Here is a 17,957-nt window from a genome sequence, read left to right as displayed (position 1 = left end):
TCATGGGCGCGACGCTGTCGTTGCGGGCGCATCGCCCGGCGCGCGCCGATGGACGACGATCCTGCCCGTGCCGAGCGGGCTCCCCGTCGCCAGCGTGTCGCGATCGACGGTTTCGCCGACGTGCGCCGTGCCTGCCGCCGGCATCTCGTCGGTGCCGATGACGAGCCGTCCCGGCTGCCGCGGGTCGGGGCGGACGACGATCCCGGCCTTCGCTTCCCCGGTGCGCTGCGCCTCGCCGTTGATCCAGGCGGTATGCCGTCCCGAGCTGCGGCGGACCTCGCCGTCGACGACGATCCGCGGCTGCGCCGCATCCGTCCGCGCTGCGTGCAGGCGCTGCCGGTCGAGCTGTTGGCGCTGTTCCGGCGTGAAGAACAGCCGTCCCAGTCCGTCGTCGTCGGCGACGGCGGCCGGGCCGGCGACGGCGAGGCTTGCCGCAGCCAGCGCAACGGCCTTCCGGCGGAGGTGTCGACGGCGGCTCATGTTCCTTCCTGCGGCGGCGGAAAGGTGATCCATTCGAGCGTGCAGTCGGCGTCGAGCCCCGCCGCATCGTCGGGCGTCGCGGCGGGGCGGTCGCTACGACGGACGGTGCAGCTGCGCACGCGGACGGTGGCCTGGGCCTGCGCGCGCAGGTCGTCGATGAATCCCAGCAGGTCGCCCTCGTGCAGCAGCTTCATCTGCAGCCGCATCGCGCTGCTGCGGAAAGCGTGCTCGGCCGCCGCCGGCTGCTGCGGCGACAACTCGTAGCGCAACTCGGCGAGCCGTCGCCTGCGCCGGAGGTCCCCGATCAGCGCCACCCAGTCCGGCCGCCGCTCGTCGCCGACGATGCCGCGCACGCGCAGCGCGTAGAAGCGGTCCGCCAGCTGGCGGAGCTCGTGCGCTTCGTCGCGTACCCGCAGCAGCCGGCCCGCGAACTCGGCGCGCAAGCGCTCGGCGTCCGCGTGCCGGCTGCGGGCCTGGCGCAGGTCGCGCTCGGCCAACCAGGCGATGCCGCCGCCGACGGCGAGCAGCGCCAGCACGGCGGCGAGGCTGGCCCGCAGGCGAGCGAGATCGGCGCGAACGGCCTTCATGGGCTGCTCCGTCGGACGATCTGCAGCGCGAACGGATGCGCGGTGCCGTCGATTCCGGCCGCGTCGCCGTGCAAGGTCTGGCCCGGCCCGGCGGCGAGCGGCTCCTGGTCGACCGCGGTGCGCAGCGCCGGGTTGGCGTCGAGTGCGGCGATGAACCGGCGCAGGGCGGCGAGCTGCTGCCGCGGCGTCGCGTGCGGGCCGAGCTCGACGCGGCCGCGCAGCCGCAGCGTTTGTGCGCCGCCGTCGCCGGCCGTCCAGGCGATCTCGTCGATGGCGATCGCCGGCATCGCCGCGAGCACCGCGCCGAGGTCGCGGTAGAAGCCGGCCGGCGTCGCGTCGCCGCGCGCCAGTTCGGCGTGCTCGCCGACGATCCGGCGCAGCGCGTCGGGACTCGCCGGCAGCGGCGGGAAGGTGCGTGCGATCGCCGCGTAGCGCTCGCGGGCGTCGTGCGCTGCGGCCAGGGAGGCCGTCGTTGCCTGCTTCAGGGCGTGGGCCTCGAACAAACGTCCGCCGGCGAACAGCAGCGCGGCCGCCAATGCCGCCGCGCCGCAGCCGTGGAGCGCCCGCCGCGCTTGCCGGACGCGCCACTCGTGCCGCAGCGGGGGCGGCGCGAATTGCGCCGCCGGCGGTGCCGTGGCGATCAGGTGGACGTAGGCGAGGTCGAGGCGGCAGTCCGTCGGCGGCGTCTTCAGGCCGATCCGGTGGGCGCAGTCGTCGCTGTCGAGGATCTCGAAATGCAGCCCGCCGCCGTTGATGCAGCGGGCGGCGACCGCTCCCGCAAGCTGCGGATGGACGACGACGACCGCGCGCAGCGGCTCGTCCGGCGCGAGCAGGCGCTGTCCGAGCAGGTACTGGCGCAGCTTCGCCGCTTCCGTCGCCAGCGTTTCGGCGAGGTCGTCCCCGGCCTGGGCGAGCGGCAGCAGGCGGCTGAAGCGCAGGCGGCCGCGCACGCAGTAGCTTTCGCGCAGGCTCCGGTCCTGCACGGTCAGCAGCAGGCAGGGCTCGCCGCCGAGGCGCAGTTTTTCGAGCAGCACCGCGCCGGCGAAGGGCAGCGAGCAGACGCCGGCAAGCGGCGCCTGCAGGTCGCGCAGGATCGCCAGCCAGGGGGCGAGGGCCGCCGGCGCGGTGAGCGCGGCCAGCAGCAGACGCTCGTTCTGGCGCCGGTTGCGCTCGCGGCCGAGCGAGACGGCGCAGGCGTAGTCGGTCGCGGGGAAGCGCTGCGCCAGCTTGCGCGCGATCAGCGCGCGGCGGTCTCCCGCCCGCAGGCAGGGAATCGTCTCCGCGTGGAAGGCTTCCTCGGCGAGGTTGGCGAGCAGCGTGCACGGGACCTTCGGCTGCGCCCGCAGGTAATCGGCAAAGGCCGTGAGCCCCGCCGCCGAGTCCGCGAAGCTGCCGTCGGCGCAGACTTCGCCGGCCTGCCAGCGGTAGGCTGTCAGCTCGTGGGCGCTGAGGTAGAGAATGCGCCGCCCGGCCATCAGATCCTGACCCGGCCGATCGCGTCGTACACCGGGCCGAGCACCGACAGCATGATCCAGCCGAGGATGCCGCCGAGGAGCACGGTCAGCAGCGGCTCGAGCATCGCCTGCGCCCGGCCGACCGCTTCCCGCACGTCGCGGTTGTAGAAGTAGCTGACGTTGGCCAGGGCCTGGTCGAGCGCGCCGCTGCCCTCGCCGACGCGGAGCATGCGGATCACCAGCGGCGGAAAGAGGCCGCTGCTGGCGAACGCCTGGGTCACGCCGTGCCCGTCGGCGATCAGCCGCTCGACGCGGGCCAGCCCCGCCGCCACCTGCCGGTTGCCGACCACCTCCCGGGTCGTGCGCAGGGCGTCGAGGACCGGAATGCCGGCGGCGTAGAGCAGCGCGAAGATGTCGGCAAAGCGGGAGAGGATGATCTTGTGCAGGATCGTGCCGAGCAGCGGCAGGCGCAGCTTGAGGCCGTCGACCGCCCGCTGCGCCGCCGGGCTGGCGCGCAGCGCGACGGCAGCGGCGATCGTGGCGGCGAGCGCCAGCAGCAGCGCGAGGTGCCAGTGGGCGGCCAGCGTATCGGCGACGAAGAAGAGCAGGCGGGTCTGCGTCGGCAGGTCGTGCCCGAGGTTGCGGAGGAACGGTTTCAGCTGTGGCACCAGGTAGACCAGCAGAAAGATCGTCGCGGCGAGCACGATGCCGCCGACGAAGCACGGATAGATCAGCAGCGTGCGGGTGTGCGCGGCAAGCTCGTCCGCCAGCTTCAGCGACTCGGTCAGGTGGCGCAGCACGTCGGGCAGCCGGCCGCCGCATTCGCCGGCGCGGATCAGGCTGACGAAGACCGGGTCGAAGGCCCGCGGCTGGCGGCCCATCGCCGTCGACAGCGGGTCGCCGCCGGCGATCGATTCGATGACGCCGGCGATCGTCGCGCGCAGCCGCGGGTGGCCGATGCTGTCGCGCAGCTCGGCGAGGCCCTCGACGATCGGCACGCCGGCACGCAGCAGCTGCTCGAGGTGGACGCAGAAGGCGATCAGTTCCCGGCGCGGAACGCGGCCGCCGACGCGGCTGCGCTCGTGGCTGCCGGTCGGCTCGCCGCGGATCAGGTCGAGCCCCATCCGCTGCAGGCGCATTTCCAGGTCGGCCGGGTTGTGCGCGTCGATTTGCCCGTGGGCGACGCGTCCGTCGGCGGTGATCGCCCGGTAGCGGAAGATCGTCATCGCTACATCCGGTCGGTCAGGTCCACGACGCGCCCGACTTCCTCGATCGCGGTCGAGCCGTCGAGTACGCGGCGCAGGCCGTCGTCGGCCAGCGTCCGGAAGCCCCTGGCGCGGGCGGCCGCCTGGACTTCGCGGGCGCTGGCGCGGCCGGCGATCAGTTCGTCCAGCTCGCCGTCGATGCGCAACAGCTCCATGATCGCCAGGCGGCCGCGGTAGCCGCGGAAGTCGCAGCGCGCGCAGCCGTGGGCGCGGAAGAGCGTCGGTCGCGGCGCCTCCGGCGCGCTGGCGAGCAGGCGCAGTTCGCCGCCCGCGGCCGGGGACGGCACCTTGCAGTGCGGGCACAGCCGGCGCACGAGGCGCTGCGCGACGATGCCGATGATGTTGCCGGCCATGATGTCCGGGCGGATGCCGATGTCGAGCAGGCGCGGGAGGGCGCCGGCCGCCGAGTTGGCGTGCAGCGTCGAGTAGACCTGATGGCCGGTCATCGCCGCGCGGAAGGCCATCTCGGCGGTGTCGGCGTCGCGGATCTCGCCGACCAGGATGGCGTCCGGATCCTGGCGCATCAGCGAGCGGATGCCGTTGGCGAAGTCGAGCTTGGCGGCTTCGGCGACCGAGGTCTGGCGGACCTGCGCCATCGGGTACTCGACCGGATCCTCGAGGGTCATGATGTTGATGCCCTCGCAGTTGATGTGGTTGAGCAGCGAATAGAGCGTCGTCGTCTTGCCGCTGCCGGTCGGCCCGGTGACCAGCAGGATCCCCTCCGGGCGGGCGATCATCCGCTTGAGCTGGGCGAGGTGGTCGTCGGCCAGTCCGAGCCCGGCGAGGGGGACGATTCCCTTCTGCCGGTCGAGGATGCGCAGCACGACGTTCTCGCCATGGATCGTCGGTTGCGCCGCGGCGCGGAAGTCTACCGGCCGGCCGCTGATCGTCAGGCTGATGCGGCCGTCCTGCGGCGCGCGCGTCTCGGCGATGTTCATGCCGCTGATCACCTTGATGCGTACCGCCATCGCCGGCCAGTACGATTTGTGCAGCGCGCGGATCTGCCGCAGCAGGCCGTCGATGCGGTAGCGGATGCGCAGGAAGTTCGCCTCCGGCTCGAAATGCACGTCGGAGGCGTCGTGTTTGACCGCGTCGGCGAGGATCGCGTCGATCAGGCGCACCACCGGCTGGCGGTATTCGGCGCCGGCCTGCAGGCTGCGGACATCGACCTCGCCGGTCTCAATCTCGTGCAGGATGCCGTCGATCGACAGTTCGTGGCCGTAGTACTGGTCGATCGCCCGCTCGATCTCCGCTTCGCCGGCGAGCAGCGTGTCGACCGCGAAGCCTTCGGGCAGCAGCGCGCGCACCTGGTCGATGGCGACCAGGTCGTCGACGTCGGCGGCGGCGAGCGTCAGGCGCCGTTGCGGCGGGTCGAGGTCGAGCGGCAGCAGGCGGTGGCACTTTGCCAGCGTGTGCGGAACCAGTTTCAGCGCTGCCGGATCGACGATCGCCCGGGCGAGGTCGATGCTCCGCTGCCCCAGGCTTTCCGAGAGCGCCTCGCGCAGCGTCGCCTCGCTGACGAAACCGAGCGCGACCAGCAGCTTGCCGACCGGCTGCTTCGACTTTGCCTGCTCGAGCAGCGCGATGCGCAACTGGTCCTCGCTGAGGATGCCCTGGGCGATCAGGATCTGGCCGAGCGCTCGGCGTTGGGCGGCGGGGGCGTTCATCGCGGCGGCCTCACGGCGCGATCTCGGCGATCCGCGCGCGCACGCGTGCCGCGTCGAATGCGGCCCGGCGTCCGGCGCCGGCGGCCAGCGCCGCCCGGTAGTAGCCGAGCGCCAGCTGCGGCAGGTGCAGATGGTCGAGGCTGGCGGCGAGGTTGAACAGGTAGTCGGGGTTCGTGCCGTCGGCGGCATAGGCGCTGAAGTAGGCCTGTTGCGCCTCGGCCCAGCGCTGCTGGCCGGCGTATAGGTTGCCGAGCGCGAAGTGCAGCGTCGCCGTTTCCGGCTGCGCGGCGAGCAGGCTTTTCAGCCGGCTTTCGGCGGCGCTCGGGTCGGCCGCGCCGCGCAGGTTGAGCAGCCCGGCCTGCGCGTCGACGTTCTTCGGGTCGGCGGCCAGCGCCTGCAGGAACCACTCCTCGGCAGCCTGCGGCAACTCCCGGTGCAGCGCGATGCTGGCCATGCCGAGCAGCGCGTCGACGCTCCGCGGGTCGTCGCGCAGCGCTTCGCCGTAGGCCGTTTCGGCGCCTTCGACGTCGTCCGCGAGCAGCTGTTCGTAAGCCCGGGCCAGGGCCGGGGCGACGCGCGGCCGGCTGCGACTGAGGCGTAGCGGGGTGTCGGCGGCGGCCGTCGCGCCTGCCGCGGCTTGCGCCGGCGCTGGGGCGGCTGCGCGTGGCACCGCCCCGGCACCGACGCGGGGCGGCGGCGGGGCCGCCTCCACGATCGGGGCTGTCGCCGGCGTTACCGGCGACGCGGGCAGGGACAGTGCGGCGGCAGCTGGTGGCGGGGCCGCGGCCGCCAGTGCGCCGCGGGGCGTCGGCGCCAGCCACCAGAAGCCGCTGCCGATGGCCACAACGACGAGGCCGGCGGCGATCCCGATCCGCCGCGACGTGCGCCGGGCATCGTCATGCAACGTCGCCGGCCGCGGTTCGCGGGCTTCCTGGCCGGTGGCGGCGGCCGCCGCCAGGGCGGCGTCGGTTGCGTCGAGGCGGGCGGCCAGTTCGATCAGGCGCGGGGTGGCTGCTTCCCGCGCCGCTTCGTTCGCCGCGGCGGCCGTCGGCGGGGGCGGGCTCGCCCCCTCGGCCTTCTCCAGCGCGTCGAGCAGGCGGCTCACCGGCCGCTCCCGGGGGCATCGACCTTGTCGCCCGGCGTCTGCGGGTCGGGGATGCGAGTGAAGAAATCGCTCTTCGGCAGGTGCTCGCGCAGGCCGGAAAAGTCGCCGGCGACGCTCGGGTCGCGGATGATCGTCGGACGCAGGAAGACGACCAGTTCGGTCTTGCGTGCGGCGTCGTCGCGCTGGGTGAACAGCTCGCCGACGAGCGGGATGCGTCCGGCACCGGGCACCGACTGGTCCCGGTTCTGCAGCTGGTCCTCCATCAGCCCGCCCATCACCGCGATGTTGCCGTTCTGCACGCGCAGGATCGATTCCATCTCGCGCATGCGGATGATCGGGATTTCGCTCTTGATGTCGTCGGCGAAGTTGTTGGCTGCGGACTTGCGGAGGGCCGGGTTCGGGTCCTGGACGGTGCCGACGATGCGCGAGACGCTGGGTCGCACGTTGAGCAGGACGGTGTCGGCGTCGCTGATCTGCGGGGTCACGTTCATGACGAAGCCGACCGGCACCTGGTGCAGCGTCGTCGTGTAGGTGGTCACCGTAGTCGTCTGGTTCTGCGTGGTGTCGGCCTTGATCGTGAAATAGACCTCGTTGTCCACCACCTTGAGCACGGCGCTCTGGTTGTTCACGACCGAAATCTTCGGGCTGGAGAGGACCTTGGTCGTGCCGAAGTCGTCGAGCAGCCGGATGGCGCTGCTGAAGCGGTCGTTCTTGTACTGGGCGGTGAACAGTCCCTGCGTGCTGTCGAAGGTCTTCGACTGCAGGGCGAAGCCCAGTCCCGTGGACAGCGGCAGCCGGCCCCAGTCGATCCCCTGCTGGTAGTTGTTCGACAGCTGCACTTCGACGATCGTCGCTTCGATCATGACCTGGCGCCGGGCGCTGGCCAGCACCTGGTCGAGGAATTCCCTGATCTTCTCGTGCTGCCGCGAGGTGGCACGGACGGCGAGGATGCCGCTCTCCGGATGGGCGATCACCGCGGCGGCCTCGCGGAAGGTCGTGCGGCGGACCAGGGTGGTGCCAGCGGCCTGCAGCGTCGCCGGGTTCGGGCTGCCGGCCAGTCCCGGCGCCGCCTGCCCGGCGCGCGGCCCGGCGGTCGCCGGCGGGGCACCGGTGCCGCTGGTGGTCTGGGTGCCGGCCTGCTCGACGACGGTTTCGCTGGACCCCTCGGGCAGGACCTTGTCGGTCTCGCGCAGGAGGTCCTTCACGTTCTGGATCAGCGTCTCCCAGAAGCGGTGCTGCGCCTTGTTGTCGACCTTGGTCGTCGAGTTGTTCGACCCGGCGCCGATCGTCGGTGCGCCGATGCCGCCGGCGGCGACGCCGACGAGCTGGGTGTTGACGGTGACACTGCCGGCGGTGTCCCGGCTCATGTTCACATAATCGACCGGGTAGTTGCGGAGGAAGGGTGTGTCCGGCATCACGACCAGGTTCGGGCCGTCGATCTCGAAGCGCATATCCACGTGCCGGGCGATGCGGGCGAGCAATTGCGGCAGGGTCTGGTCGATCGCGTTGAGGGTGACGTTGCCGCCGATCCCGGGGTGGATGTCGACGTTGATCCGGGCGTCCCGGGCCAGCGCGAACAGCAGGTCGTGCACCGGCACGTTGTTGACGACGACGCTGTAGGTCTCGGTCGGTGCGGCGGGTTTTGGGCGCGGCGGCGTCAGCGACCGGGTGACCGGCTGCGGCAGCGGCTGTCCCACCGGCGGCGCCGCTTCGGCGCGCAGGTGCGCGGGCGACGGCTCCCTGATCGTCGGCGAGGCGCAGGCGGCGAGCAGCAGCGCGAGAAGGCAGGCGTTCAGTGGGCGTGTCGGCATCGTGCGTTGTCCCATTGGCGCGTGTATGCGAGGTGAATAATAGAACGCAAAGATGCGCTCTATGTCAATGGGTTATTTCGGCTGGTGCGGGAGGGGCTCCGTCGCCTAGCGACACTGCCGACGTACGGCTGGGCGTCCTGCAGAGCCTGCGGAGGCGCCGCAGCTGGGGGCGGCGAAGGCCGGCTTCGCGGAGGGGGTTAGTACAGCGTAATGAATTCGCGGGGGTGGCAGGGTCGTTCTGGTAGAATTGAAAAATTTGCTTAAAGCGGGATTTTTTGTGTCGACCGACAGCCTGGTCAAGATCAGCGATCTGAACTTCTCCTATGACAATCGCGCCATCCTCAAGGGAATCAACATGGAATTCCCGCGCGGGAAGGTGGTTGCGATCATGGGCGGTTCGGGTTGCGGCAAGACGACGCTGCTGCGCCTGATCGGCGGGCAGCTGCGGCCGTCGTCCGGCTCGGTCACCGTGAACGGCCGCGTCGTGCACGAGATGAAGCACGACGAGCTGTACCAGATGCGCCGCCGGATGGGCATGCTGTTCCAGTTCGGCGCGCTGTTCACCGACATCTCGGTCTACGACAACGTCGCCTTCCAGATGCGCGAGCACACCGACCTGCCGGAAGAGCTGATCCGCGACCTGGTGATGATGAAGCTCAACGCCGTCGGCCTGCGCGGTGCGCACGCGTTGATGCCGAACGAACTGTCCGGCGGCATGGCCCGCCGCGTCGCGCTGGCGCGCGCGATCGCGCTCGATCCGATGCTGATGATGTACGACGAGCCGTTCACCGGCCTCGACCCGCTCTCGCTCGGGGTCATCGGCCAGCTGATCCGCAAGCTCAACGACGCGCTCGGCGCGACCTCGGTGATGGTCACGCACGACATCCAGGAGTCGATGCTGATCGTCGACTACATCTACTTCATGTCCGACGGCCGCGTCGTCGCCGAAGGCACGCCGGACGAGCTGCGCGCCACCAAGGATCCCTTCGTGCACCAGTTCCTCTATGCGGAGGCCGATGGCCCGGTGCCCTTCCACTATCCGGCTGGCGACTTCGCCGCGGATCTGCTGAGGGCCGGTGCCCGTGGATAAGCTGCACACGCTCCTCGTCGGCCTCGGTTCGCGCGTCACCGACCGCATCTGGCGGCTCGGCTTCGCGATGCGCTTCTTTGTCATGCTGCTCGTCTACTCCGGGCAGACCTTCCTGCGCCCGCGCCTGCTGCTGCGCGAGATCTGGTTCTGCGGCGTGCTGTCGCTGATCATCATCCTCGTCTCCGGCCTCTTCGTCGGCCTGGTGCTCGGCCTGCAGGGCTACGACACGCTGCAGCGCTACGGCTCGTCCGAGGCCCTCGGCATTCTCGTCGCGCTGTCGCTGGTCCGGGAACTCGGGCCGGTGGTTGCGGGTCTGTTGTTTGCGTCGCGCGCCGGTTCGGCGGTGACCGCCGAAATCGGCCTGATGAAGGCCACCGAGCAGCTGAAGGCGATGGACATGATGGCGGTCAATCCGCTCGCCCGCGTCGCCGCGCCGCGCTTCTGGGGCGGCGTCATCTCGATGCCGCTGCTGGCGGCGCTGTTCTCGATGATGGGCGTCTTCGGCGGCTACCTGATCGGCGTCGTCTTCATCGGCGTCGACGAAGGCGCCTTCTGGTCGCAGATGCAGTCCGCGGTCGATTTCCGCGAGGACGTGCTGAACGGCGTCATCAAGAGTTTCGTTTTCGGCGTCGCGGTTTCGCTGATCGCCGTCTTCGAGGGCTACGATTCGATTCCGACGGCGGAGGGCGTTTCCCGCGCCATCACCCGCACCGTCGTGACCTCGGCGCTGGCCATTCTTGCCCTGGACTTCGTCCTCACCTCATTCATGTTCCGGAGCCTCTGATGAATCGGACGGTACTCGACCTGTGGGTCGGCTTCTTTGTTGCCATCGGCATGGCGGCGCTGTTGTTCCTGGCGCTCAAGGTGGGCAATCTGTCCTCCGCCAATTTCGCGGAAACCTATGTATTGCAAGCGAAATTTGATAATATCGGCGGCCTCAAAGTGCGCGGGCCGGTGAAAAGCGCCGGCGTCGTCGTCGGACGTGTTGCAAACATACAATTCGACCCGGCGACCTATGAGGCGGTCGTTACGATGAACGTTGACACCCGCTACCGCTTCCCGAAAGATACCTTCGCGTCGATCCTGACCTCCGGCCTGCTCGGCGAGCAGTACATCGGCCTCGATGTCGGCGGCGACGAAAAGATGCTGAAGGCCGGCGACACGATTGCCAAGACGCAGTCGGCCGTCGTGCTGGAGAAGCTGATCAGCCAGTTCCTATTCAACAAGGCCTCCGAAGGGCCGGAACAGAAGTGAAGTCACAACAACTCTGAGGGATTATTGTGAAGAAGACACTCGTGAAGTCGGTCGTTTCGCTCGCAGTCGGCGCCGTCCTGTCCGGCAGCGTGGTCGCTGCGGACAATCCGAAGGATCCGGCGGAAGGCTTCAACCGCGCGATGTTCGCGGTCAACGAGGGTCTCGACACGGCGGTTGCCAAGCCGCTTGCCAAGGGTTATGACTATGTCGCGCCGCTGCCGGTGAAGGCCGTGGTCGGCAACTTCTTCAGCAATATCGCCGACGTGATGATCGGCGTGAACAACCTGCTGCAGGGCAAGCCCGGCCAAGCCTTCAACGACTGGGGCCGGGTGCTGGTGAACACCACCGTCGGTATCGGCGGCGCCTTCGACGTCGCCAGCGAGATGGGGCTCGACAAGCACTACGAGGACTTCGGCCAGACCATGGGCAGCTGGGGTGTCGACGAGGGCGCCTACCTGTTCTGGCCGATCATCGGGCCGCGCACGGTGCGCGACACCGCCGGCTTCGTCGTCGACTCCTACGCCGACCCGGTGTGGTACGTCGAACCGATCGCCGTGCGCAACAGCTTCGTCGGCCTGCGCTACGTCGACCAGCGCGCCGCATTGCTGCCGACCGACAAGATCATCGAGGAAGGCGCGCTCGACAAGTACGCCTATATCCGCGATGCTTACCTGCAGCACCGCCGCAACGCGGTGTACGACGGCAATCCGCCGCGCGAACTGGAAGTGCCCGACGGCAAGGCGCCGGTCGAGCTGAAGTCGAGCCCGGAGAAGCCTGCGGGCCGCTAATTTCCGAACCATTCAAGGCAAGTTCATGAAGCAGCTGTTTTCCCTGTTCGCAGGGTTGTTCCTCCTCTGCGGCAACGCATTTTCCAGTGAAGAAACGCCGGATGCCCTGGTCAAGCGGGTCACCGACGAGGTGTTGACCATCGTCCGCGCCGACAAGGACATCCAGGGCGGCAGCACGAAGAAGGCGATCGAGCTGGTCGAAGCCAAGGTGCTGCCGCACTTCAACTTCACCCGGATGACCGCGCTGGCGGTCGGCAAGGACTGGAACAAGGCCAATCCCGAGCAGAAGAAGCGCCTCGCCGAGGAATTCCGCACGCTGCTGGTGCGCACCTACTCGAACGCGCTGACCGCCTACAAGAACCAGACCGTCGTCTACAAGCCGCTGAAGATGCAGCCCGGCGAGACCGACGTGCTGGTGCGCACCGAGATCCGCCAGCCGGGCCAGCAGCCGGTGCTGCTCGACTACGGGCTGGAGAAGCAGGACAGCGCGTGGAAGGTGTACGACGTCGTCGTCGCCGGCATCAGCCTGGTCACCAACTACCGCGAGACCTTCGCCCAGGAAGTGCGCGCCGGCGGCATCGACGGCCTGATCGCGTCGATCGCGGCGAAGAACAAGCAGATCGCGGAGAAGGCCGAGAAGAAGTCCTGATGCTCGAACGCTCCGGGTCCTGTCTGAAAATCACCGCGCCGATGCTGTACGCCGGCGCGGCGTCGCTTCTGGCGGCCGGCCGCGCGGCGCTGACCGACGAGGTCCGCGAGATCGACCTGTCGGCGATCGGCGACGCCGATGCCGATTCGTCGGCGCTCGCCGTGCTCTTCGCCTGGCTGCGCGACGCCAGGCGGCAGAATGCCGAGCTGCGCATCACCCATCCGCCCGCCGGGCTGATGAGCCTCGCGGCGCTCTACGGCGTCGATGAATTCCTGCCGCTCGCCTGAGCGGCTTTTTGTTTTTTCGGACTTCCTGAGCGCCATGGGCGTTGCCGTTTCCATTCAGCAGGTCGAGAAGCGCTTCGGTGCGCTGCAGGCGCTCGCCGGCATCTCGCTGGAGATCGCCGAAGGCGAGTTCTTCGGTCTGCTCGGACCGAACGGCGCCGGCAAGACGACGCTGATCTCCTGCCTCGCCGGCCTCGCCCGGCCGGACGCCGGCCGCCTCGCCGTGCTCGGCCGCGACGTCGTCGCCGACTACCGCGAAGCGCGGCGGCTGCTCGGCGTCGTGCCGCAGGAGCTGGTCTTCGACCCCTTCTTCACGGTGCGCGAGACGTTGCGCATCCAGTCCGGTTACTTCGGCCTGCGCGACAACGACGCGTGGATCGACGAGATCCTCGCCAACCTCGACCTCGCCGACAAGGCCGACACCAACATGCGGCGGCTGTCCGGCGGCATGAAGCGGCGCGTGCTGGTGGCGCAGGCGCTGGTGCACAAGCCGCCGGTGATCGTCCTCGACGAGCCGACCGCCGGCGTCGACGTCGAGCTGCGGCAGGGGCTGTGGCAGTTCATCCGCCGGCTGAACGGCGAGGGCCACACGATCATCCTGACCACGCACTATCTGGAAGAGGCGGAAGCGTTGTGCGGCCGCATCGCGATGCTGCAGCAGGGGCGGGTCGTCGCGCTCGATTCGACCGAGAACCTGCTGCGCGAATTCTCCGCCCACGCGCTGAGCCTGCGGCTCGCCGGCGGCGCCGCGTTGCCGGCGGCGCTGGCCGGCATGGCCAGCGCCCAGGCGGACGGCAGCTGGCTGCTCAGTCTGCCCGACTTTGCTGCGGTCGAACGGGTGCTCGCATCCCTCCGTGAGGCCGGCATCGCGATCGAGGACATGCGGCTGACGCCGCCGGACCTGGAAGAGGCCTTCGTCCGCGTCATGCAGCGGGGGAGGGTGTCGTGATCGGCTTCCGCACCCTGCTCTGGAAGGAGCTGCTGCGCTTCTGGAAGGTCAGCTTCCAGACCGTCGCCGCGCCGGTGGTGACGGCGTTGCTCTACCTGCTGATCTTCAGCCACGTGCTCGACGAGCACGTGCGGGTCTACGAATCGGTGCGCTACACCGCCTTCCTGATCCCGGGGCTGGTGATGATGTCGGTGCTGCAGAACGCCTTCGCCAACTCGTCGTCGTCGCTGATCCAGTCGAAGGTCACCGGCAGTCTCGTTTTCGTGCTGCTGCCGCCGATCTCCTACCTCGAATTCTTCCTCGCCTACGTGATCGCCGCGGCGATCCGCGGCGTCGCCGTCGGCCTCGGCGTGCTGCTGGTCACCGTCTGGTTCGCGCCGCCCGGCTTCCAGCAGCCGCTGTGGATTCTCGTCTTCGCGCTGCTCGGCGGCGCGATCATGGGTGCGCTCGGCGTCGTCGCCGGCATCTGGGCCGACAAGTTCGACCAGCTCGCCGCCTTCCAGAACTTCCTGATCCTGCCGCTGACGATGCTCTCCGGCGTCTTCTACTCGATCCATTCGCTGCCGGCCTTCTGGCAGCGGGTGTCGCATTTCAACCCCGTGTTCTATATGATCGACGGCTTCCGCTACGGCTTCTTCGGCGCTTCCGACGTCTCGCCGCTGCTCAGTCTGGCCGTCGTCGCCGGCGCCTTCGTCGCCGTCTCCGCTTTTTCCCTCGCGCTGCTGCAGCGCGGCTACAAACTCAGGAACTGAAGCACCATGATGCACCCCGAAACCATCGAAGCCCTGCTGCGCGAGGGCCTGCCCTGCGATTACCTGACCGTCGAGGGCGACGGCCAACACTTCCAGGCGGTGATCGTCAGCGCCGAATTCGCCGGCAAGAGCCGAGTGCAGCGCCAGCAGCGCGTGAACGCCGTGCTCAAGGGCCATTTCGATACCGGCGTGCTGCACGCATTGTCGATGAGGACGCTGACCCCGGAAGAGTGGGAGGCGCAACGTGGATAAGCTGATCATCACCGGCGGCATGCCGCTCGCCGGCGAAGTCGCCGTCTCCGGCGCCAAGAATGCGGCGCTGCCGATCCTCTGCGCATCGCTGCTCACCGCCGAGCCGCTGCAGCTGACCAACCTGCCGCACTTGAACGACATCTCGACGATGCTGCGCCTGCTGGCGCAGATGGGCGTCGAGGTCACGCTCGACGGTCCGGCCGGGCTGGTGCTCGATGCGAAAGGGCTGAACAACCCGCTCGCGCCCTACGACCTGGTGAAGACGATGCGCGCCTCGATCCTCGTCCTCGGCCCGCTCGTCGCCCGCTGCGGCGAAGCGCGCGTGTCGCTGCCCGGCGGCTGCGCGATCGGCGCGCGGCCGGTCGACCAGCACATCAAGGGCCTGCAGGCGATGGGCGCCGAGGTCACCGTCGAGGCCGGCTACGTGCATGCCAAGGCGAAGCGCCTGAAGGGCGCGCGCATCTGCACCGACATGGTCACCGTCACCGGCACCGAGAACCTGATGATGGCCGCCGTGCTCGCCGACGGCGAGACGATCATCGAGAACGCCGCGCGCGAGCCGGAGGTCGTCGACCTCGCCAACTGCCTCGTGGCGATGGGCGCCCACATCTCCGGCGCCGGCACCGACGTGATCCGCATCCGCGGCGTCGAGCGCCTCTCGGGCGCAGCGCACCGCATCATGCCCGACCGCATCGAGACCGGCACCTACCTGTGTGCCGCCGCCGCAACCGGCGGCGAGGTGCGGCTGACGCAGACCTCGGCGGCGTACCTCGATGCCGTCGTCGACAAGCTGATGGATGCCGGTTGCGACATCGTCACCGAGCGCGACGCGATCCGCCTCAAGGCGCCGCAGCGGCTGAAGGCGGTCAGCCTGCGCACCGCGCCGTATCCGGCCTTCCCGACCGACATGCAGGCGCAGTTCATGGCCATCAACGCCGTCGCCGACGGCGTCGCGACGATCCGCGAGACGATCTTCGAGAACCGCTTCATGCACGCCAACGAGCTGATGCGGCTGGGCGCCGACATCCAGATCGAGGGCAGCAACGCCATCGTGCGCGGCGTCGACCGGCTCGAGGGCGCGACGGTGATGGCCACCGACCTGCGCGCCTCGGCCAGCCTGGTCATCGCCGGCCTGGTCGCGCAGGGCGAGACGACGATCGACCGCATCTACCACCTCGATCGCGGCTACGAGCGCATCGAGGAGAAGCTGGCGAAGCTCGGCGCCCGCGTGCGGCGGGCGCACTGATCGGCATGCCGGCCGAGATCGTCTTCGCCGGCATCCTGCTCGTTTTCCTCGTGCTGCTGTTGCGCGCGGACCGCGACATCGGCCGCAACGACCACCAGCGGCTGCGGGAAATGGAGAAGCTCTGCGGCCCGTTGCCGAATTCGATGAGCCGCCCGGAAAGGCTCCGGCTCGCTTCGCTGTATGGCATCTCGTCCGGAGACGGCCGGCGCACGCTGCTGATCGTCATCGCCGTGACCGGTCTTGCGTTGCTGTTTCTGCTGCGCTGACGGTCGCGCCCGGCCCCGGGGTCGGCGGCGATGCTGCGGTGCAAGGCCGCCGCCGGACTTTGCGTTAAAATCCCCCTTCTTTTCCGTGCATTCAAAGGCCTGATCCCGTGACCGGCATCACCATCGCCCTTTCCAAGGGCCGCATCTTCGACGAAACGCTGCCGCTGCTGGCGGCGGCCGGCATCGTGCCGGTCGAGAACCCGGAAACCTCGCGCAAGCTGATCATCGGTACCAACCGTGACGACGTGCGCGTCGTCATCGTCCGCGCCACCGACGTGCCGACCTACGTGCAGTACGGCGCGGCCGACCTCGGCGTAGCCGGCAAGGACGTGCTGATCGAGCACGGCGGCGAAGGGCTCTACCAGCCGCTCGACCTGAACATCGCCAAATGCAAGATGATGGTCGCCGTGCCGGAGGGCTTCGACTACGCGCGCGCCGTGCGCCAGGGCGCGCGGCTGAAGGTGGCGAGCAAGTACATCAAGACCGCGCGCGAGCACTTCGCCGCGAAGGGCGTGCATGTCGACCTGATCAAGCTCTACGGCTCGATGGAACTGGCGCCGCTGGCCGGGCTGGCCGACGCCATCGTCGACCTGGTGTCGACCGGCGGTACGCTGAAGGCCAACAAGCTGGTCGCGGTCGAGGAGATCATGCCGATCTCGTCGCGCCTGGTCGTCAACCAGGCCGCGCTGAAGCTGAAGCGCGAGACGCTGGCGCCGATCCTCGACGCCTTCGCCGGCGCAGTAAAGAAGGACTGACCATGGTAGCGATCAAGCGACTCAATTCCGCCGACGCCGGCTTCACGGTCGCGCTCGACGAACTGCTGGCCTTCGAGGGCGCGCAGGACGACAGGATCGAACAGACCGTCGCCGCCATCCTCGCCGACGTCAAGAAGCGCGGCGACGCGGCGGTGATCGAATACACCAACCGCTTCGACCGCCTGTCGGCGAAGAGCATGGCCGAGTTGGAGCTGTCGCGCGCCGAACTCGAAGCGGCGCTGGCCAGCCTGCCGGCCGAGCGCCGTGCTGCGCTCGAAGCTGCTGCCGCACGCGTGCGCGCCTACCACGAGAAGCAGCCGCTGCAGGGCTGGCAGTACGAGGAGGCCGACGGCACGCTGCTCGGCCAGAAGGTGACGCCGCTCGACCGCGTCGGCCTCTACGTGCCGGGCGGCAAGGCCGCCTATCCGTCGTCGGTGCTGATGAACGCGATTCCGGCGCACGTCGCCGGCGTCGGTGAGCTGATCATGGTCGTGCCCACGCCGGACGGCGAGCACAACAAGCTGGTGCTGGCCGCCGCCGCGCTGGCCGGCGTCGACCGCGTGTTCTGCATCGGCGGTGCGCAGGCCGTCGGTGCGCTCGCCTACGGCACCGCGACCGTGCCGCAGGTGGACAAGATCGTCGGCCCGGGCAACGCCTACGTCGCCGCCGCCAAGCGCCGCGTCTTCGGCATCGTCGGCATCGATATGGTCGCCGGCCCGTCGGAAATCCTCGTCGTCTGCGACGGCTCGACCGACCCGGACTGGGTGGCGATGGACCTCTTCTCGCAGGCCGAGCACGACGAACTGGCGCAGTCCATCCTCGTCTGCCCGGACGGCGCCTACCTCGACCGCGTCGCGGCTTCGATCGAGAAGCTGCTGCCGACGATGCCGCGCCGTGCGGTGATCGAGGCCTCGCTCTCCGGCCGCGGCGCGCTGATCCAGGTGCGCGACATGGAGGAAGCCTGCGCCATCGCCAACCGCATCGCGCCCGAGCACCTCGAACTCTCGATCGCCGACGCCGAACAGTGGGTGCCGAAGATCCGCCACGCCGGCGCCATCTTCATCGGCCCGTACACCTCGGAATCGCTCGGCGACTACTGCGCCGGCCCGAACCACGTGCTGCCGACCTCCGGCTCGGCGCGCTTCTCGTCGCCGCTCGGCGTCTACGATTTCCAGAAGCGCTCCAGCCTGATCCGCGTGTCGAAAACCGGCGCGCAGACGCTCGGCCGCATCGCCTCGACGCTGGCGCACGGCGAAGGCCTGCCGGCGCACGCCAAGTCGGCCGAGTTCCGGCTCGACTGAGC

The 17,957-nt window shown here is 69.4% G+C and carries 20 protein-coding genes; 13 read left to right on the top strand and 7 right to left on the bottom strand.

All coding sequences use genetic code 11. The features are described 5' to 3' along the window. The 7 genes from IWH25_RS18515 to IWH25_RS18485 are packed head-to-tail and all read right to left on the bottom strand — an operon-like array spanning position 1 to position 8,369. Entirely contained in the window at positions 1–480 is a 480-nt protein-coding gene (locus IWH25_RS18515) for a hypothetical protein (RefSeq protein WP_203387233.1), read from the bottom strand. After that, positions 477–1,067 carry a hypothetical protein gene (locus IWH25_RS18510; protein WP_203387232.1) on the bottom strand — a complete coding sequence of 197 codons (591 nt, stop codon included), beginning with the start codon at positions 1,065–1,067 and terminating at the stop codon, positions 477–479. The genes IWH25_RS18515 and IWH25_RS18510 overlap by 4 nt, the downstream gene beginning before the upstream one ends. Next, the gene (locus IWH25_RS18505) at positions 1,064–2,542 is read right to left on the bottom strand and encodes a hypothetical protein (RefSeq protein ID WP_203387231.1); all 1,479 of its coding nucleotides are present in this window, start codon (positions 2,540–2,542) and stop codon (positions 1,064–1,066) included. The genes IWH25_RS18510 and IWH25_RS18505 overlap by 4 nt, the downstream gene beginning before the upstream one ends. After that, a complete protein-coding gene (locus IWH25_RS18500; protein ID WP_203387230.1) occupies positions 2,542–3,747 on the bottom strand; it encodes a type II secretion system F family protein in 1,206 nt (401 codons plus the stop codon). The genes IWH25_RS18505 and IWH25_RS18500 overlap by 1 nt, the downstream gene beginning before the upstream one ends. Before the next feature lie 2 nt (positions 3,748–3,749). Beyond that, on the bottom strand, positions 3,750–5,453 hold the full coding sequence (locus IWH25_RS18495; protein WP_203387229.1) for a GspE/PulE family protein: 1,704 nt from the start codon (positions 5,451–5,453) through the stop codon (positions 3,750–3,752). Between the two features lie 10 nt (positions 5,454–5,463). Next, positions 5,464–6,558: a tetratricopeptide repeat protein gene (locus IWH25_RS18490; protein WP_203387228.1), complete on the bottom strand. Its 1,095-nt coding sequence runs from the start codon at positions 6,556–6,558 to the stop codon at positions 5,464–5,466. After that, complete coding sequence (locus IWH25_RS18485) at positions 6,555–8,369, bottom strand: type II secretion system protein GspD (protein ID WP_238998955.1); 1,815 nt, start codon at positions 8,367–8,369, stop codon at positions 6,555–6,557. Before IWH25_RS18485 ends, IWH25_RS18490 begins: the two co-directional genes overlap by 4 nt. A gap of 277 nt (positions 8,370–8,646) precedes the next feature. Here IWH25_RS18485 and IWH25_RS18480 point away from each other — a divergent pair, with 277 nt between their 5' ends. The 13 genes from IWH25_RS18480 (at position 8,647) to hisD (ending at position 17,955) form a co-directional block, all read left to right on the top strand. Next, the gene (locus tag IWH25_RS18480; RefSeq protein WP_203387226.1) at positions 8,647–9,459 is read left to right on the top strand and encodes an ABC transporter ATP-binding protein; all 813 of its coding nucleotides are present in this window, start codon (positions 8,647–8,649) and stop codon (positions 9,457–9,459) included. Beyond that, on the top strand, positions 9,452–10,243 hold the full coding sequence (gene mlaE / locus IWH25_RS18475; RefSeq protein WP_203387225.1) for a lipid asymmetry maintenance ABC transporter permease subunit MlaE: 792 nt from the start codon (positions 9,452–9,454) through the stop codon (positions 10,241–10,243). Before IWH25_RS18480 ends, mlaE begins: the two co-directional genes overlap by 8 nt. Further along, on the top strand, positions 10,243–10,713 hold the full coding sequence (gene mlaD, locus IWH25_RS18470) for an outer membrane lipid asymmetry maintenance protein MlaD (protein ID WP_203387224.1): 471 nt from the start codon (positions 10,243–10,245) through the stop codon (positions 10,711–10,713). The genes mlaE and mlaD overlap by 1 nt, the downstream gene beginning before the upstream one ends. A gap of 26 nt (positions 10,714–10,739) precedes the next feature. Beyond that, a complete protein-coding gene (locus IWH25_RS18465) occupies positions 10,740–11,501 on the top strand; it encodes an MlaA family lipoprotein (RefSeq protein WP_238998954.1) in 762 nt (253 codons plus the stop codon). A gap of 25 nt (positions 11,502–11,526) precedes the next feature. Beyond that, positions 11,527–12,150 carry an MlaC/ttg2D family ABC transporter substrate-binding protein gene (locus IWH25_RS18460; RefSeq protein ID WP_203387223.1) on the top strand — a complete coding sequence of 208 codons (624 nt, stop codon included), beginning with the start codon at positions 11,527–11,529 and terminating at the stop codon, positions 12,148–12,150. Beyond that, positions 12,150–12,437, top strand: coding sequence for an STAS domain-containing protein (locus IWH25_RS18455; protein WP_203387222.1), 288 nt, complete (start codon positions 12,150–12,152; stop codon positions 12,435–12,437). Before IWH25_RS18460 ends, IWH25_RS18455 begins: the two co-directional genes overlap by 1 nt. A gap of 34 nt (positions 12,438–12,471) precedes the next feature. Continuing rightward, positions 12,472–13,383 (top strand): ABC transporter ATP-binding protein, encoded by a 912-nt coding sequence (locus IWH25_RS18450; RefSeq protein ID WP_203387221.1) that lies wholly within the window; start codon positions 12,472–12,474, stop codon positions 13,381–13,383. Further along, positions 13,380–14,135 carry an ABC transporter permease gene (locus IWH25_RS18445; RefSeq protein ID WP_203387220.1) on the top strand — a complete coding sequence of 252 codons (756 nt, stop codon included), beginning with the start codon at positions 13,380–13,382 and terminating at the stop codon, positions 14,133–14,135. The genes IWH25_RS18450 and IWH25_RS18445 overlap by 4 nt, the downstream gene beginning before the upstream one ends. A 6-nt stretch (positions 14,136–14,141) precedes the next feature. Then, positions 14,142–14,387: a BolA family protein gene (locus tag IWH25_RS18440; protein WP_203387219.1), complete on the top strand. Its 246-nt coding sequence runs from the start codon at positions 14,142–14,144 to the stop codon at positions 14,385–14,387. Beyond that, entirely contained in the window at positions 14,380–15,633 is a 1,254-nt protein-coding gene (gene murA / locus IWH25_RS18435; RefSeq protein WP_203387218.1) for a UDP-N-acetylglucosamine 1-carboxyvinyltransferase, read from the top strand. The genes IWH25_RS18440 and murA overlap by 8 nt, the downstream gene beginning before the upstream one ends. A 5-nt stretch (positions 15,634–15,638) precedes the next feature. Next, a complete protein-coding gene (locus tag IWH25_RS18430; RefSeq protein WP_203387217.1) occupies positions 15,639–15,899 on the top strand; it encodes a hypothetical protein in 261 nt (86 codons plus the stop codon). Positions 15,900–16,006: 107 nt separating this feature from the next. After that, positions 16,007–16,654, top strand: a complete 648-nt coding sequence (hisG, locus tag IWH25_RS18425) for an ATP phosphoribosyltransferase (protein ID WP_203387216.1) — start codon at positions 16,007–16,009, stop codon at positions 16,652–16,654. Then, positions 16,651–17,955: a histidinol dehydrogenase gene (gene hisD, locus IWH25_RS18420; protein ID WP_203389306.1), complete on the top strand. Its 1,305-nt coding sequence runs from the start codon at positions 16,651–16,653 to the stop codon at positions 17,953–17,955. Before hisG ends, hisD begins: the two co-directional genes overlap by 4 nt. Positions 17,956–17,957 lie beyond the last annotated feature (2 nt).

It is taken from the genome of Azospira restricta (assembly GCF_016858125.1).
In the GTDB taxonomy this organism is placed as follows: Bacteria; Pseudomonadota; Gammaproteobacteria; order Burkholderiales; family Rhodocyclaceae; genus Proximibacter; species Proximibacter restrictus.
This window is presented reverse-complemented; position numbering and strand designations above follow the sequence as displayed.

What these genes read in the sequence shown, in the direction of transcription:
- IWH25_RS18440 (WP_203387219.1), top strand. Translation starts at nt 14,142, where the DNA reads ATGATGCACCCCGAAACCATCGAAGCCCTGCTGCGCGAGGGCCTGCCC.
- IWH25_RS18460 (WP_203387223.1), top strand. Translation starts at nt 11,527, where the DNA reads ATGAAGCAGCTGTTTTCCCTGTTCGCAGGGTTGTTCCTCCTCTGCGGC.
- IWH25_RS18485 (WP_238998955.1), bottom strand. Translation starts at nt 8,369, where the DNA reads ATGCCGACACGCCCACTGAACGCCTGCCTTCTCGCGCTGCTGCTCGCC.
- IWH25_RS18515 (WP_203387233.1), bottom strand. Translation starts at nt 480, where the DNA reads ATGAGCCGCCGTCGACACCTCCGCCGGAAGGCCGTTGCGCTGGCTGCG.
- IWH25_RS18505 (WP_203387231.1), bottom strand. Translation starts at nt 2,542, where the DNA reads ATGGCCGGGCGGCGCATTCTCTACCTCAGCGCCCACGAGCTGACAGCC.
- IWH25_RS18495 (WP_203387229.1), bottom strand. Translation starts at nt 5,453, where the DNA reads ATGAACGCCCCCGCCGCCCAACGCCGAGCGCTCGGCCAGATCCTGATC.
- IWH25_RS18450 (WP_203387221.1), top strand. Translation starts at nt 12,472, where the DNA reads ATGGGCGTTGCCGTTTCCATTCAGCAGGTCGAGAAGCGCTTCGGTGCG.
- IWH25_RS18455 (WP_203387222.1), top strand. Translation starts at nt 12,150, where the DNA reads ATGCTCGAACGCTCCGGGTCCTGTCTGAAAATCACCGCGCCGATGCTG.
- mlaD (WP_203387224.1), top strand. Translation starts at nt 10,243, where the DNA reads ATGAATCGGACGGTACTCGACCTGTGGGTCGGCTTCTTTGTTGCCATC.
- IWH25_RS18500 (WP_203387230.1), bottom strand. Translation starts at nt 3,747, where the DNA reads ATGACGATCTTCCGCTACCGGGCGATCACCGCCGACGGACGCGTCGCC.
- IWH25_RS18430 (WP_203387217.1), top strand. Translation starts at nt 15,639, where the DNA reads ATGCCGGCCGAGATCGTCTTCGCCGGCATCCTGCTCGTTTTCCTCGTG.
- IWH25_RS18510 (WP_203387232.1), bottom strand. Translation starts at nt 1,067, where the DNA reads ATGAAGGCCGTTCGCGCCGATCTCGCTCGCCTGCGGGCCAGCCTCGCC.